Source organism: Marinoscillum sp. MHG1-6, from assembly GCF_024714475.1.
In the GTDB taxonomy this organism is placed as follows: Bacteria; Bacteroidota; Bacteroidia; order Cytophagales; family Cyclobacteriaceae; genus JAMZMI01.
In genome coordinates, this window is sequence record NZ_JAMZMI010000001.1 from 237,945 (window position 1) to 253,480 (window position 15,536).

Genomic DNA, 15,536 nt, shown 5'->3' on the forward strand with positions numbered 1-15,536 from the left:
GGCTTAGATGCGAAACCTTCTCAACTTCCTATATCGGTTTAGAACCTTTGGGTTTTTTCTTTTACTGGAAGCGGTTTGTGCATGGCTGATCATATCATATAATCAGCGGGTCAATGCTTCTTTTTTAAACTCAAGTAATTTTTTAGCGGCCAACATCAACTTGGCGGCAAGCAATACTTCAGATTACTTAAGCCTTTCAAGAGTTAATGAACAGCTCCTGAAAGAAAACACTTTCCTAAGAAATGAATTAGCCCGGATAGTCCTTGACTCGACGCATGTTCAAAAGGACTCCATTCAACAGTTTGAATACATTCAGACCAAAGTCATCAGTAACACCTTCCAGCGGTCTCAAAATTACTTCACGCTTAATGCGGGATCCGGGAGTGGATTAGAACCGGGAATGGGCATCATATCCTCTTCCGGAGTTGTGGGAAGGATCAAGTCCGTATCACAAAATTTCGCAACCGGCATCTCCCTTTTGCACCGAAATCTGATGATCTCAAGTAGCATAAAAAGATCAAATACTTTATGCACCGTGCAATGGGATGGAGCTTCACCTTACGAGGCAGAGCTGAAGTTTATTCCGCGTCACATACCATTGATCGAAGGGGATAGCATTGTCACCTCAGGATACAATGCCGTTTTCCCTTCAGGGATTTTTATTGGAACCATTTCCTCCTTTGAGCTGGACCAAAAAGATGCCTTTTACCAGGCTAAGGTAAAATTGGGTGTCGACTTCACTTCTTTGGACTATGCCTATGTCATCAAAAACAACCTGGCCGTGGAGCAGGACAGTTTGGAAACACAAACCCTGATGAACGAATGATCAGAATAAACTACATAAGGCAAGTCATTCATCTGTTCGTTTTTCTGATCTTACAGATTCCCCTGATCAATAAGTTTATTCTATTTGATAAGGCCTTTGGTTTTTTCTATTTGGGATTCATTCTTTTCTTGCCGGTAGGGTTAAACCGAAACCTCACGATGATTATCGGGTTTTTATCCGGCCTGGTAATCGACGTTTTTAGTAATACCCCGGGAATCCACGCTGCTGCTACGGTTCTTATCACCTTTGTGAAAGATTACTGGTATTCTTTTGCAATCGGTGAGGATGAGGAGCCTAACCTGAGTTGGAATGATCTCAAAGGCTGGGGCAGCGTCAAGTTCTTATTACCATTGATCACCCTGCATCACACCATTATTTTCGTTCTTGAGAACAATGGATTCACAGAATTTGTCATCTTAATGAACAAAATCCTGTTGAGTAGCGCTTATACTTTTATAACCGTGTTTTCATTGAGCTTGCTTTTAGCTCCAACAGAAAGAAAGTAATGAGCAGTAGACGTATCGTCATACAAGTCCTGATTCTGGCCATTGCGATGGTGTTTACCATCCGGCTTTTTTCTATTCAGATTGTGAATGACGATTATAAGCTGGCGGCTCAAAATAACATCATCCAAAAAATAGTAGAATATCCCTATCGTGGATTGGTATATGACCGAAATGGAAAACTGGTCGTGTACAACACGCCGGTATACGATCTCATGATTGTCCCGAAAGAGCTGAATCTTGCTGACTCAGCTAAGATCTGCCAACTCATCGGCATGGACCATGCGACCTTCATGATGAAATACCAAAAGGCCAGAAGGTATTCAGCCATTCTTTCCTCAAAACTGCAGGACCAGATTCCAAATCATGAATTCGCACGTATTCAGGATGAGCTGGTGAATATCCCGGGGCTATACCCGCTTCCCAGAACAGTTAGGGAGTATCCGGAGAACACACTGGCCAATGCGCTTGGCTATGTTCGGGAAATAAGCCGCTATCAGCTCGACCGAGACACAAGTGGATATTACCATCCCGGTGATTACACTGGCATCAAAGGGATTGAGTTGGAATACGAAAATGCCCTGAGAGGTAAGCGTGGCATGAGCTACAAAATCGTCAATGTTCAGGGTGTTGTAAAAGGTGCCTTCAAAGACGGAGAACTGGACTCTTCTTCCATTCCCGGAAAGAGTATTCACCTAACAATTGATTCTGAATTGCAGCGATATGCGGAGATCCTAATGGAAGGAAAGGTTGGTAGTGTGGTGGCACTTGACCCTAAAACCGGAGAGATTCTGGCTTACGTTTCCGCACCTTCTTACAATCCGAACCTACTTAGCGGCAGGGATTTGGGCAAAAACTATTTAATGCTTCAGGAAGATAGCCTCAAGCCACTTTTCAATCGACCAATCCAGGCTATGTATCCTCCAGGTTCGATGTTTAAAACGGTGCAAACTTTGATCGCCATGCAGGAAGGAGTATTAGGTCCTTATGAAAAAATCATGTGTGATTACAGCCCTATGGGTGACCACGCCCCCAAGGGCATCTATGACGTAGACCGTGCCATTGCACTTTCCTCGAACACCTTTTTATATAAGATTTTTAGAAGAGTGATGTTACAGGACAAAAACCCCAATGTCTACATTGACTCTCGAATCGGTTTGGAAAACTGGAACAATCAGGTCCGAAAGTTTGGGCTGGGAAGCGAGCTGGGAGTGGATCTGCCCGGAGAAAAAAGTGGCAATGTGCCCACGGTAGCCTATTACGATCGCGTCTACGGAACCAATAGATGGAAATTTTCAAATATCTACTCTTTAAGTATTGGCCAGGGAGAAATTCAGGTGACTCCAATTCAAATGGCAAACCTCAGTGCTATCCTGGCAAATAGAGGATATTACTACACACCTCATATCGTTCGAGAAATTGATGGCGAGCCAACCCGTGGCTATGCAGCAAAACATACCGATATCAATGCGGAATATTTTGAGCCGGTTATCAGCGGAATGGAAAATACAGTGCTAAGGGGAACTGGTTTCAGAGCACGAATTACAGATATTATCGTATGTGGAAAGACCAGTACGGTTGAAAATCCACATGGAGAGGATCACTCAGGTTTTATGGCATTTGCTCCAAAGGACAACCCGCAAATATCTGTAGCAGTCTATGTTGAAAATGCCGGACAGGGAGCAAGAGCAGCTGCTTCCACAGCAGGGCTTGTGATAGAAAAATACCTGAAAGGTGAGATCTCCCGGCCTTGGATTGAGGAGTACGTTCTGAAAGGAGATTTTTCTGACTTCAAACCTGTCAAAAAGAAAACAACGGTAGATACAACGAGTGCCGGAAGCGTGAAACCAGCCACCAACAGCGAATCTAAGAAGAATAATGAGGGATAACCTGCTGATATATAAACTGGATTGGCTGTCCATCAGCTTTTACATCCTTCTTATTATTGGAGGTTGGCTGAATATCTATGCGGCTGATTATGACCCCGACATTGCTGAAGGAATCTTTAGTTTGAAAATGAGCTCCGGGCGGCAATTGATCTGGATTGGTACCAGCGCCATCCTCGTACTTTTGATCATGCTTTTGGACTTTAAGATCTACTCCACCATTTCATATGCAGTTTACGGAGTCATGATCTTCTTCCTTATTGCTGTTTTGATCTTCGGTGAAGAAGTAGCGGGATCCAAATCATGGTTTGAGCTCGGCGCTTTCAAATTTCAACCTTCAGAATTCACCAAATTCGCAACTGCTCTTGTATTGGCCCGCTTCCTGAGTAAAACCAACCGAAAATCTGACAACTTAAAGTCACAATCGATCGGTGTGGGGCTTCTTATGTTACCACTCATCTTAATAGTCCTCCAGGGAGACCTCGGTACGGCCATGGTTTTTGGAGGACTGATTTTGGTGATGTTCAGAGAAGGGATGCATCCGGTAATTTTGATGGTTGCCATTGGAGTAGTGTTACTTTTCCTACTGACACTTTTACTCGATCAGGTGGTCCTGTTTATTATTATTGTCGTGATCACAGCCCTATTGATTGGGTTAATGGCTAAGGATCCGAAAAAAATTGCGGTTATCCTCATAGGAGCAGTTATAGCCGGGGGTTTTGTCAAGAGTGTTGACTTTATCCTTTCGGATGTATTGAAGCCACATCAACAAAAAAGGGTGATGTCATTGATCAATCCTAACGCGGATCCGCTAGGCATTGGTTGGAATGTTACTCAGTCCAAAATCGCGATTGGATCAGGTGGATTCGGCGGAAAGGGCTATCTCGAAGGTACCCAGACCAAGTTCGATTTTGTACCAGAGCAAACCACCGATTTTATCTTCTGTACGATTGGAGAGGAGCAAGGATGGATAGGAAGTACCTTACTTATTGTCTTGTTTACCGCATTGTTTCTGCGACTGGTTTTTCTGGCTGAAAGACAAAAATCCAAATTCGCCCGAATCTATGGGTATGGTGTTATGTCCATACTATTCTTCCACTTCACCGTGAACATAGCCATGACCATCGGGCTGTTTCCCGTAATCGGTATTCCACTTCCTTTTTTTAGTTATGGGGGTTCTTCACTCTGGGGTTTTACCATCCTGCTATTTATTTTTCTAAAGCTGGATGCCAACAGGATGAACGTACTTCAGAGGATGTAGCTTATCTAAACTTTCTAAAAACTACTTTGAGGAGTTCTTTCACGACATCACTGTTCATGTCCCACTCGTAGGTTTTGGCATAATCCTGCACCAACAACTCAACGGCATCATCGAAAGATGAACACCCTTCGATCATTTCTACCGCTTCCTCAAATACCTCACGTTCATCATCGAATAACTCTTTGACAAACATGAATTTATTATTCACAGAGATGGCCTGCATAATGCTACTCACTTTGGAATGCTCCATGCTCTCTGCAAGCGTTACCTTCTCCTGCTTCTCATATGCCTGATTGACAATTTTCGGGGGTTCCTCTGCTAATGCCTCGTTCAAAGGTTTGACATCATCTTCCAATGCTTCGTCCTGATCTTCATCAATATCAGATTCATCAGAAACTTCCATTTCGTCCTGCTCTTCAGACTCTTCATCATCCAAATCAGATTCATCCTCATCTTGCTCTTCAAACGCTCGTGCTTTCTCCTCTTCAAAATCCTCCTCTAAGTCCTCTTCCTCGGACGATTCAAAATCAGCTACATCTTCATCCTCCAATGATTCACCTGAAAGCTCCCCCGATTCGAAAAAACTACCTTCGAAATCCACATCATCCTCTGAAACCGGTCCGTTCACCTCTTCCTCAGAGCCAACAAGATCCTCAAACGAGACTGGTAAAACGCTCGCGATCAATCCCAACTCTGACTCCAAGACTTCGGCCAAATCCTGTTCAGCAAAGTAATCACCACTCGCGTCCAACATTTGCTCAGCAGGCGCATCCAGATGCCCGGAAAACAAATCGGTGATTTCCTGCTTTAACACTTTGAGGTATTTCAGTAAATTTCTGGCATTCTTCTCGGTAAGCACGATGCTCTCTTTCCCCTTATACTCTTCCTTAAGAAATGCTGAAGGGTCAGCCAACAGTGTGAGCGTTTGTGATACACTTTCCTTTAACAAACCCTGAAAATGTTCCTGCCCCATGCTGATTTTCTTGGACAGGACATTCATAAATGTGATGAGTTCCTTTCTAACCTCCGCATCCTTAAAATCAAAATAAGGACTCTCCATTTGCTTCATTTCTTCCTGCCATTTCTCAAATAGGATTTTTAGGACAAAGAAGTTAATTTGCTTGGATGGGGTCACCGAAAGGATTTCCTGACCAATAATCTGGTCTTTCTCCTTAAAAAAATCCCCAGCTACCTTTTGAGAAAAGCTGAGGCTATATTGATCAATAAAAGATTCGTTTGGTTTCTTTTGCATGAAGTAAAAATACTAACGAAATGCCAGAGGTAATTATTGAAAATCTGCATAGTAAAGCTATTCATTGTGAAACGAAAACAGAAAGACTTCTGGACATTTTGAGTGCGGAGACAGATTGGATGTCCACATGTGGCGGAAGAGGCATGTGCACAACATGCGCAGCACAAATTCTGCATGGGGGAGAACAGCTTAACCATGAGACCGAAGCCGAGCTAAAATGGAGGAGATTAGGAAAGTTGCCTGAAAATGAAAGACTAGCCTGCCAATGCCTCATTTCAAAAGATGTTTCCAGCCTGAAAATCAGGGTGCCGGATCGAAATAAATTCCCGGGAATCAATTATTCCGACTAGACCAATATGTTCCTAGAACCCAATGCCAGTCATTTCAATGCAAAGTCCGGATGGATAGAAGTCATCTGTGGGTCTATGTTTTCGGGAAAGACAGAAGAACTGATCAGGAGGTTGAATCGAGCGATTATTGCACAGCAGCATGTAGAAATTTTCAAACCCATCATCGACAAACGATATTCGAAGAAGAAGGTAGTTTCGCATAACGAGAATGAGGTTAGCAGTACTCCGGTGGCATTCGCGAATGATATCCTTTTGCGGGCCACTGATTGTGATGTGGTGGGAATCGATGAAGCTCAGTTCTTTGATCATGACATTGTTGAGGTGGTCAATAGGCTCGCCTTTGAAGGCAAACGAGTGATTATCGCTGGACTGGATATGGATTTTCGAGGAAGACCTTTTAAGCCGATGGATGAACTCATGTCCATCGCAGAATATATCACTAAGGTTCATGCGATCTGCATGGAGTGTGGAAAATTGGCTTCTTACTCCTATCGAAGGACTAAATCCAATAAAACCGTCGTTCTAGGAGAGAAAGATATCTATGAAGCACTTTGCCGAAATTGTTTTTATGAAAAATTGGATCATTAGCGCTTGTTTTCTTGGTGTTATACTAATCTCCAATGCCCAGGACATTCCGATTGGTCAATGGAGATCTCACCACAGTTATCGAAATGCAAGACTCCTGACGGCGTCGGAGAACAAAGTGTTTGCCGCCACGGAAAACGGACTCTTCTCTTATGATCTGACGGATCAGTCCCTTCGAAAAATCACCAAAAATGATGGGTTGTCAGGCGCAGGAATTACCTCCATGCACTACAGCCCTACAGGTGAATCCCTTGCCCTGGGCTATGCATCGGGTATCATTGATATCATAGATGATGATGGCATCCATGGAGTACGAGATCTGAAAGACCTGAACGACACCACTCAAAAAACCATTTTTGATTTGACGTCCTATGGAGATCAAATTCTGGCGGCGACCAATTTCGGTATTCTGGTTATCTCATTAGGGGATATGGGTATCATTGACAACTATCAATCCATAGGTCCGGATGCCGCTGATCTTCCGGTTTATGAAATTACTACCCACAATGACAGTTTATACGCCATTACCTCTCTGGGAATTCAACATGGTTCCTTGCTTGAAAACTTACTTGATTTTAATAACTGGCAATCAGTGAACACCAATGAAGCCAGCAACTTCAAAGGACTTTGTTCCTTGGGAAACGCTATTTATACGATCGAAAATGACACGTCGATTTCTCAAATTTTGGGCGACACATCCGTAGTCATTTGGTCGTCATCAAACCCCATCATTGCAATTCAGGATATTCAAGGAACCTTACACGCTCTATTGTCCAACGAATTGATCAGTATCTCTTCTGGTATTGCTACTCCAATAAAGTCATTTCAAACATTGGCGTCACCCAATGATATGCTCTTCAAAAATGAAATCTGGATTGCGGATGGACAATGGGGGTTATCCAACATTGGTGAAGTAAGCCTTTTCCCGGGAGGACCTTTGAGTGATCAAATTCAACGAATGAGACTCATCGATAATCAAATCTACGGCCTCTACGGCCCAGAGGCTAAAGAATTTACCGGAACCTTCGATGGGATGGGATATGATATTTTTAGCAACGGAAGCTGGAGCACCTACGAAATCGTTGGGTTTGACAACATTACTGATGTTGCACAATTTCAGGGTGAGCTCATATTCTCCTCAGCAGGAAAAGGGCTCTACTTCCAGAATGAAAATGTAATTCGCAACTCATCCAATTCCATTTTGGCTAACAGCAATACATACCCTATTCCGATCATTAGCTCCCTGAGTGCCGGAAATTCTTTGTGGGTGACTTCCTATGATAATACCATCCCGCTAATAGAATATACTGCGGATTTGGACTGGAGACAATTTACCTCCGCCGAATTGGGCACCTCTTTTCCGGTCAACTCAGCAATTTCCGACTTTGAAGTGCTTTGGATCTACGATCAACTTGGCGGATTAATCGCAGCCTATCCTGAAGATGCAAAGTATAAATCCATAACGACATCCGAAGGGCTTGCAAGCAATGAAGTAAATAGTTTGGCAATAGATGAGGATGATGAATTATGGGTAGCAACCACGTCAGGTGCATCCTATTTCCCAACAGCCTCCTTCGTATTTGAGGAGTTTTTCCAAAATGGAAGCGCGTTAATATTCAATGAAGGAGAGTACTATGACCAACAAAATGTATACGCTGTAGCCACTGACGGGGGAAGAAGAATTTGGGTAAGTAGTGAGGACGGACTTTCAGTATTCAACAATTCACTTACGAGGCAAGAACAGTTTTTTACAGAAGATAACAGTCCTCTGCCTTCCAACCATATCCTTCAGATGGAATATAATCCTGCCAACGGCGAAATGTTTATCCTCACTGATCAGGGATTGGTCTCCTATAGAAGTAGCTCATCCGCAGGACAAAAAACTCATCGTTCGGTTAACATTTTCCCGAACCCCGTAAGACCGGAATATGATGGATTAGTGGGCATCTCAGGACTGGTAACTGATGCCAATATCAAAATCACTGACATCAACGGTAATCTCATTGCAGAAATCGATGCTAATGGTGGAACTGCATCATGGGATCTTAGGGATTATAGAGGTAACAAAGCAAGAACAGGAATCTATCTGATCTTCAGTTCTGATGCTGAGGGTTCCGAGACACATATTGGAAAAATAGCCGTTGTACGCTGATGATTGTCAAAACCAGAGGCATTGTAATCAACTACATCAAGTACCAGGAATCAAGCATCATCGTCCGTGCATTTACGGAGGATTCAGGCATGAACTCCTACATTGTCAATGGCGTTAGAAGCTCGAGATCAAAAAAAAGCATTGGGTTTTTCCAGCCCTTTTCCTTGCTTGACCTCATCGCATATGTCAACCCAAACCGCGATATCCAGCGGCTTTCGGAATGGAAGACCTTTCAACCTACCTTTCAGATCCATCAAAACATATCAAAAAGTACAATTACACTATTCTTATCAGAAGTGCTTGGAAAAATCCTCGTGCACGAACCTGATGAAAACAAAGGACTTTTCGAATTTCTCTGCAATGCTATAGCAACCTTGGAGGCCCTGGACTCGAACGTCCACCACTTTCATCTCCATTTTCTTTTGAATATGATACCACATCTCGGCTTTGGGATAAGTGATGGAGATGAGCTGGTCAATTCCATGGAACTAGAAAATGTGCATAATGACCGGGCAGCCATTGAACTAATCACCCAAATGCTCAACAGTGATTTATCAATCCCAATAGCTTCTAATGCCACCACACGACTCGCTGCATTAGAAACTGTGCTTTCCTACTTCAATCATCATAACCTCCAGGTTGGTGAAATAAAATCACTTAAAGTGCTCCATCAGGTGTTCGGATAGTATGAAAAATGATCTTATTTTTGGCTAGACACCAATTACTATGGATCAGATACTGTACTCCGAAATACCTTCCTTAGACCTCGCCGACTTTACTTCCGAAGACCCGGCACTAAAAGCAAAATTTGTAAAAGACCTCGGAGACGCCTATCAAAACATTGGTTTCGTAGCAATCAAAAACCATGGACTGTCGAACTACACTACTACCAGGCTTTATGATGCAGTAAAATCTTTTTTCAGTCAGGACGATGATTTGAAAAGGCAGTATGAAGTACCGGAACTAGCCGGACAGCGTGGATATATTAGTAAGGGCAGGGAAAAAGCAAAAGGTAGAAATACCGGAGACCTCAAAGAATTCTTTCATGTAGGTCAGCCGGATCACAACAAGCTGGAAGAATATCCGGAAAATATCTGGCCTAAAGAGGTTCCTGATTTCCAAAAATATACCCTGGAGGCATTTAAAACCCTCGAAACGGCGGGTATCCATATGCTGCGTGCTATTGCTATCCATTTAGGTTTAGATGAATATTTCTTTGATGATAAGGTCAAAAAGGGAAACAGCATTCTCAGACAAATACATTATTTCCCTATCGAAAACCCGGACGAACTTCCTCCGGATGCCGTACGCGCTGCCGAACATGGAGACATCAACCTGATCACACTACTGATGGGAGCCAGCGCAGACGGGTTGCAAGTACTCAGAAGAGATGGAGAATGGATTTCTATAACGGCTTTGCCAAACCAGATCGTGGTAAACGTAGGGGACATGTTGGATCGCCTCACGAACCACAAGCTTAAATCAACCATACATCGTGTAGTTAATCCTCCTCGTGAATTAATGGGCACTTCAAGGTACAGCATCCCATTTTTCATGCACCCCATATCATCCATGGATCTCACCTGTCTGAAAAACTGTGTGAACGAGGAAAACCCTAAAATGTATGAAGACATGACCGCCGGAGAATTTTTAGATCAAAGACTAAAAGAAATCGGACTGAAGTAAATATGTCTGTAACCAGGGTTAGATATATTATCTTTTTGAGGGACGTATTGATTTTGTCCCTGACCTCCTTCGGAGGCCCAACAGCCCACATGGGAATGTTCCTGGATATGTTAGTAAAAAAAAGAGCCTATCTAACCGAACAAGATCTCATCGAACTTTATGCCTTATGTCAGATTCTGCCGGGACCTACCTCCACTCAGACCATTACATCAATAGGATTTAAAATAGGTGGACCCGGATTGGCCTATTTGACCTTGCTCGTCTGGGCACTTCCCGCCGTGACAATCATGACAACGCTTGGCATCATGATGACTTTCTTCCAGGAAATGGACATTTCCCTGGACTTCTTAAAGTTCATTCTACCCATTGCCGTGGGAATTGTAGCTTACTCAGCCTATCGCATTTCCAGTAGCGTAGTTAGCAGTAAAACAGGTTTTTTCCTGATGATCATTTCCATTTTGGGGGCCTATTTATTCAGGACACCCTTTGCTTTCCCTATTATGATCCTCATTGGCGGTTTTGTGACCGCATTTAAATTCAAAAAGCATGAGCCCGTGGAGGAAAAAGGCACCATCAAAATCAAATGGGCCAATTTTTTCTTATGGCTGGCAGTCTTTTTATTCGCAGCCATTTTAGGGGGAATAACAAAGAACCTTCCAATCAGACTATTTGAAAACTTCTATAGAAACGGTAGCCTGATTTTCGGTGGTGGCCAGGTACTGGTGCCTCTCTTGTACACTGAGTTTGTAGAATTCAAAAGATACTTAACCTCTGAAGAGTTCTTGTCAGGTTATGGATTTGTTCAGGCCTTACCGGGTCCTGTTTTCTCCTTTAGTGCCTATGTAGGTGCTGTAAGCATGCGTGATACCAGCATCCTGTTTCAAGTCATCGGGGCTTTAATGGCTGCTGCAGGGGTTTTCCTCCCCGGAACGTTCCTTATCTATTTTGTCATTCGATTTTGGGAAGACCTTAAAAAGTACCGGATCGTAAGAGCGTCACTTGAGGGGATCAATGCGGTAAGTTCCGGGATGGTCATCGCTGCCACTTTCCTGCTTCTGGAACCGATGGAGCCCAGCACCCTAAACTATCTCCTTTTGATTGGAACGGCATTTCTCTTGTTCTTTACGAAGATTCCGACGCCTGTAGTCATCATCGTAGGATTGGTCACCGGAATTATTCTGCAATAAAAAAGCCGTGATTCCTAAGAACCACGGCTTTACAGATATATGGTAATCCTTTTATTCTGATTTTGCAGGAGGTGTCACTCCCAATTTTTTCAGGATAAGGTCAGACACATCATCATCTTCTCTTGCGTAAAGCAATACATCAAAACCAGGAGTCCCTGCACTGAAAATGTGTGTGTAGCTGTTTTCCTTAGCCACCTGCTCAATAGCATTACCAATTTTCTCGTAAACTGGCTTTAGCAATGTGTTTCTCTTGTTCATTAGAGATGTCTCAGCATCCTGACTGAACTTTTGAATTGACTGCTGAAGTTGCTGAATTTCCTGCTCTTTGTCAGCTCTTATCAGCTCATCATAAGTGGCTACATTTTGCTGATATTCCGTTACCAACTTTTCGTAACTGCCATATTTCGCTTGAATTTGGTTCTGAAGTTGCTTCTCATAGGCTTTCAATTCAGCATCTATTTGCTTCGCCTCAGGCAATAAACTCAACACGTAATCGGCATTAGTATAACCGATTTTTAGTGCCTGCTGCGCTGACACTTGAAACGCACTAACTATTAATGCAATGATTATAATTGATTTCGCTTTCATATCTGATAGTTTGATTTAATCCTTTCTTTAATTAGTTACTTTGACCATCGTTAGTCTGTACCAGCCCCAGTTCCTCGAGTACGTAATCCGTATAGTCATGGATTGGGTCTGTATAAATCATCACCAGTGCCCCTGATTTATCGAACACTATTTGCAATCTATTATTTTTAGCTACTTTTTCTACCGCTTCAAATACCTGGTCCTGAACCGGCTTAATTAATTCCTTCTTTTTCAAAAAGTAAAGGCCTTCAAATCCAAAAACCTGCTTTTGATATTCCTTCACCTCTTTCCACTTTCTATCAATCTCGGCACGCCTTTCCTCTTTCAACTCAGAAGTTAGAAGGACTTCTTCAGCCTGGAGGATGGCCTCCTTTTCTTCCACTTCCTTGAGCATTTGCTGAATTTCAGCTTCCCATCCCTGCGCCAATTTATCAATCTCCGACTGTGCTTCTTTGTATTCGGTCATCTGGTTCAGCACATACTCAGTATCCACATAACCAAATTTCTGGCCAAAAGTGAATTGACTTAAAAAAAGTAGGCTGAAAAGGGAAAGAAACACATGCTTTTTCATAGTTCTATCGTATCTGTTGACCAATGGTAAAGTGGAATTGAGGCCCGCTTATGGTATTTCCACCAAAAACAGGATCAAGTCCATACGCCCAATCTAGCCCTAGCAGACCAAATGCCGGCATAAATATTCTAACGCCCACACCTACAGATCTGTACATGTCGTATGGATTAAATTGCGAATAATCATTCCAGTTGTTACCACCTTCAAAGAAAGTCAATCCATAAATGGTCGCAGATGGGTTGAGAGAGACAGGATATCTTAATTCCATCGCAAACTTCGTAAACACCGTTCCTCCGGTGATATCATCCGCCGTGGTCTCCGGTGTACCATTGTTGTCAACCGGTCTCAGACTGTTATCCTCATATCCTCTAAGCCCAATGACATCCGTTCCAAGTAGGAAATTCTGTCCGGTCAAGCCACTACCTCCAAGGGTAAATCTTTCATAAGGACCAACTCCCACTTTGTCAGAATAAGAACCCAGGTATCCAATGTGCATTTTAGAAGCCAACACAAGGTCTCCGACCAACTTCATGTAATACCACATGTCGAAGTTCCACTTATGGTATTCAAGGTACTTGTAGACATTGGCATTTGGGTCGTTATAATCAATATTGGATCCCAATAGGGAATACGGTGGCGTAAACGATGCGCTCAACGATAAATTCGAACCAGTTCTTGGGTACATCGGGTTATCCGCACTATTTCTGGCTATAGTGGTATTGAAAGTAAAGCTGTGGGAACTTCCACGTGTTTGACCCTGATTATATACACCCGTACGATCGTAACGAAGGTATCCGAGTGAATTACTGATCGTGAAGAAGTCATCCGGCCATGTCAAACGTCTACCCAATGAGACCGTCACTCCCGTCAGGCCAAGTTTACCCTGATCGGTAGGACTTGTAGCAAAATAATTAATAGATCTGGTAACAGATTGCGTAAAGCTAATTCCAAAATTATTTGGCTTTCTACCGCCAAGCCACGGCTCTGAAAAGCTGACAGAGTAGCTCTGGTACTGCTTGCCATTTGCCTGAAGACGAACTGAAAATTTCTGCCCATCACCTGAAGGTAATGGACGCCATTTACTAAAGTCCGCAATATTTCTAACTGAGAAGTTATTGAAAGAGATTCCCAATGTTCCAACGAATCCATAGAAACCTCCCCATCCACCAGATAGTTCAACCTGATCGTTCGCTCTTTCCGCAAGTTGCCATTCTATATCCACAGTCTCATCAACCGGATTTGGTTTTGGAACAGGGTTCACCTTTTCAGGATCAAAATATCCAAGCTGAGAAAGCTCTCTTTGAGTTCTAATCAGGTCAGCTCGACTAAATTTCTGACCAGGGTAGGTTCTTAGCTCTCTAAGCACCACGTGATCATTGGTTTTATCGTTACCCGAAACAGTTACTTTATTGATAGTCGCCTGCACACCCTCATAAATCCTCATCTCCAAATCAATAGAATCTCCATATACACCTACCTCTACAGGAGTCACACTAAAGAACAAATAGCCATCGTCCATGTAGAGTGCACTAACATCGGTACCATTAGGGTTGAAATTCAATTTCTTTTGGATCAATTCAAGGTCATAGACATCCCCGGATCTTACTCCCAGAACTTTAGACAGCTGCTCATCCGTATAAATGTAGTTTCCTGTCCAATCGATATTTCTGAAGTAGTATTTAACCCCCGGATCAACATACATGTCTATATTGATCTGCTTGCCATTAATGGCATAAATGCTATCCTTAACGATCTCCGCATCACGATAACCCTTAGAATTGTAGAAGGCAATCAGGAGATCCTTATCAGCTTCATAATCAGATTTTACATATTTGGAGGATTTGAACACGTTCACATAAACATGTTCGCCCAGGTACTCCATCAATGCTACCTTATCCACTTCTTCCCTATGACTGGCAAAATGGAAGAAATTCTTCGGATTCAATACCCACAGGGTCTTTTCAAAAAGGTCCTTAACAATTGTAAACCTTGGCCTTTGGCCCGTTTTCTTCAGTTTACTTCTCAGCTTCGAGGAAGCAAATTGATCATCCCCATAGAAATTAATATCCTTGATCTTAACCTTGGAATTCTTTTCAACATCGATAATGATTTTCACGCTGTTAGAAAGCAACGTGTCCTTTTCCTGGGAGATGTTTACCTCAGCATTTAAATACCCTTTGCCCTCCATATAGGAGAAAACCGCATGCTGGGTATTCTTGATAAGAACATCGGTCAAAATTTTTCCTCTTACCAGGTCAATTTGATCTTTTAATTCGCCCTGCATGCTTTTGCTGATCCCCACAAACTCATAACTTGTCAGCCTTGGTCGTTCTGTCAGCTCAATCGTCAGCCAGATTTTGCCCTCTTCGACCTTATTGGCATAAATAGAGACATTACCGATGATCCCTTGCTTCCAGAGCTTTTTGATCGCAGCAGAGATCGACTCACCAGGAATCTTTATTTTATCTCCTACTCTCAGGCCAGACAACGAGATCAGCGCATTGTTATCAAGAAATTCAACTCCCTTAACCTCAATATCTGCTATCTCATACTCCTTAGGACTGGAGTAGTTGATGCTCAAGCCTTTTGTGTCTTGTTGATTTCCGTATTTCCTACTAAGCCCTACTTGTGCGAGCATTTCCTCACACCAAAGCAAAACCATTACCAGCACAAAAACTTTCCTTACCAT

The 15,536-nt window shown here is 42.8% G+C and carries 14 protein-coding genes; 10 read left to right on the plus strand and 4 right to left on the minus strand.

The genetic code is table 11. The annotated features are described in order from the left end of the window. Positions 1-7 precede the first annotated feature (7 nt). The 4 genes from mreC to rodA are packed head-to-tail and all read left to right on the plus strand — an operon-like array spanning position 8 to position 4,476. On the plus strand, positions 8-826 hold the full coding sequence (gene mreC / locus NXR94_RS01095) for a rod shape-determining protein MreC (RefSeq protein ID WP_258102709.1): 819 nt from the start codon (positions 8-10) through the stop codon (positions 824-826). Then, entirely contained in the window at positions 823-1,332 is a 510-nt protein-coding gene (gene mreD, locus NXR94_RS01100; RefSeq protein WP_258102710.1) for a rod shape-determining protein MreD, read from the plus strand. The genes mreC and mreD overlap by 4 nt, the downstream gene beginning before the upstream one ends. Continuing rightward, a complete protein-coding gene (locus tag NXR94_RS01105; RefSeq protein ID WP_258102711.1) occupies positions 1,332-3,218 on the plus strand; it encodes a penicillin-binding protein 2 in 1,887 nt (628 codons plus the stop codon). Before mreD ends, NXR94_RS01105 begins: the two co-directional genes overlap by 1 nt. Continuing rightward, positions 3,208-4,476, plus strand: coding sequence for a rod shape-determining protein RodA (rodA, locus tag NXR94_RS01110; RefSeq protein ID WP_258102712.1), 1,269 nt, complete (start codon positions 3,208-3,210; stop codon positions 4,474-4,476). Before NXR94_RS01105 ends, rodA begins: the two co-directional genes overlap by 11 nt. A 1-nt stretch (position 4,477) precedes the next feature. Here the strand turns inward: rodA and NXR94_RS01115 are convergent, their stop codons facing one another. Then, the gene (locus NXR94_RS01115) at positions 4,478-5,728 is read right to left on the minus strand and encodes a hypothetical protein (RefSeq protein ID WP_258102713.1); all 1,251 of its coding nucleotides are present in this window, start codon (positions 5,726-5,728) and stop codon (positions 4,478-4,480) included. Positions 5,729-5,748: 20 nt separating this feature from the next. On the opposite strand from NXR94_RS01115, the gene NXR94_RS01120 reads away from it, so the two are divergent. From NXR94_RS01120 to chrA, 6 genes are read left to right on the plus strand one after another with little or no spacing between them, the layout of a single operon-like run. Then, positions 5,749-6,078, plus strand: coding sequence for a (2Fe-2S)-binding protein (locus tag NXR94_RS01120; RefSeq protein ID WP_258102714.1), 330 nt, complete (start codon positions 5,749-5,751; stop codon positions 6,076-6,078). A 6-nt stretch (positions 6,079-6,084) separates the two neighbouring features. Next, complete coding sequence (locus NXR94_RS01125) at positions 6,085-6,666, plus strand: thymidine kinase (RefSeq protein ID WP_258102715.1); 582 nt, start codon at positions 6,085-6,087, stop codon at positions 6,664-6,666. Beyond that, positions 6,647-8,815, plus strand: a complete 2,169-nt coding sequence (locus NXR94_RS01130) for a two-component regulator propeller domain-containing protein (protein ID WP_258102716.1) — start codon at positions 6,647-6,649, stop codon at positions 8,813-8,815. Before NXR94_RS01125 ends, NXR94_RS01130 begins: the two co-directional genes overlap by 20 nt. Continuing rightward, positions 8,815-9,501 carry a DNA repair protein RecO gene (recO, locus tag NXR94_RS01135; protein WP_258102717.1) on the plus strand — a complete coding sequence of 229 codons (687 nt, stop codon included), beginning with the start codon at positions 8,815-8,817 and terminating at the stop codon, positions 9,499-9,501. The genes NXR94_RS01130 and recO overlap by 1 nt, the downstream gene beginning before the upstream one ends. 40 nt (positions 9,502-9,541) lie before the next feature. Next, entirely contained in the window at positions 9,542-10,501 is a 960-nt protein-coding gene (locus NXR94_RS01140; RefSeq protein WP_258102718.1) for an isopenicillin N synthase family oxygenase, read from the plus strand. A gap of 2 nt (positions 10,502-10,503) precedes the next feature. After that, positions 10,504-11,688 (plus strand): chromate efflux transporter, encoded by a 1,185-nt coding sequence (chrA, locus tag NXR94_RS01145; protein ID WP_258102719.1) that lies wholly within the window; start codon positions 10,504-10,506, stop codon positions 11,686-11,688. A 51-nt stretch (positions 11,689-11,739) separates the two neighbouring features. Here the strand turns inward: chrA and NXR94_RS01150 are convergent, their stop codons facing one another. The 3 genes from NXR94_RS01150 to NXR94_RS01160 are packed head-to-tail and all read right to left on the minus strand — an operon-like array spanning position 11,740 to position 15,536. Beyond that, the gene (locus NXR94_RS01150; protein ID WP_258102720.1) at positions 11,740-12,276 is read right to left on the minus strand and encodes an OmpH family outer membrane protein; all 537 of its coding nucleotides are present in this window, start codon (positions 12,274-12,276) and stop codon (positions 11,740-11,742) included. 31 nt (positions 12,277-12,307) lie between these two features. After that, entirely contained in the window at positions 12,308-12,847 is a 540-nt protein-coding gene (locus NXR94_RS01155; protein ID WP_258102721.1) for an OmpH family outer membrane protein, read from the minus strand. A 4-nt stretch (positions 12,848-12,851) separates the two neighbouring features. Further along, positions 12,852-15,536, minus strand: coding sequence for an outer membrane protein assembly factor (locus NXR94_RS01160; RefSeq protein WP_258102722.1), 2,685 nt, complete (start codon positions 15,534-15,536; stop codon positions 12,852-12,854).

Coding starts and splice junctions, on each gene's coding strand:
- mreC (WP_258102709.1), top strand. CDS start 8: ATGCGAAACCTTCTCAACTTCCTATATCGGTTTAGAACCTTTGGGTTT.
- mreD (WP_258102710.1), top strand. CDS start 823: ATGATCAGAATAAACTACATAAGGCAAGTCATTCATCTGTTCGTTTTT.
- NXR94_RS01105 (WP_258102711.1), top strand. CDS start 1,332: ATGAGCAGTAGACGTATCGTCATACAAGTCCTGATTCTGGCCATTGCG.
- rodA (WP_258102712.1), top strand. CDS start 3,208: ATGAGGGATAACCTGCTGATATATAAACTGGATTGGCTGTCCATCAGC.
- NXR94_RS01115 (WP_258102713.1), bottom strand. CDS start 5,728: ATGCAAAAGAAACCAAACGAATCTTTTATTGATCAATATAGCCTCAGC.
- NXR94_RS01120 (WP_258102714.1), top strand. CDS start 5,749: ATGCCAGAGGTAATTATTGAAAATCTGCATAGTAAAGCTATTCATTGT.
- NXR94_RS01125 (WP_258102715.1), top strand. CDS start 6,085: ATGTTCCTAGAACCCAATGCCAGTCATTTCAATGCAAAGTCCGGATGG.
- NXR94_RS01130 (WP_258102716.1), top strand. CDS start 6,647: ATGAAAAATTGGATCATTAGCGCTTGTTTTCTTGGTGTTATACTAATC.
- recO (WP_258102717.1), top strand. CDS start 8,815: ATGATTGTCAAAACCAGAGGCATTGTAATCAACTACATCAAGTACCAG.
- NXR94_RS01140 (WP_258102718.1), top strand. CDS start 9,542: ATGGATCAGATACTGTACTCCGAAATACCTTCCTTAGACCTCGCCGAC.
- chrA (WP_258102719.1), top strand. CDS start 10,504: ATGTCTGTAACCAGGGTTAGATATATTATCTTTTTGAGGGACGTATTG.
- NXR94_RS01150 (WP_258102720.1), bottom strand. CDS start 12,276: ATGAAAGCGAAATCAATTATAATCATTGCATTAATAGTTAGTGCGTTT.
- NXR94_RS01155 (WP_258102721.1), bottom strand. CDS start 12,847: ATGAAAAAGCATGTGTTTCTTTCCCTTTTCAGCCTACTTTTTTTAAGT.
- NXR94_RS01160 (WP_258102722.1), bottom strand. CDS start 15,536: ATGGTAAGGAAAGTTTTTGTGCTGGTAATGGTTTTGCTTTGGTGTGAG.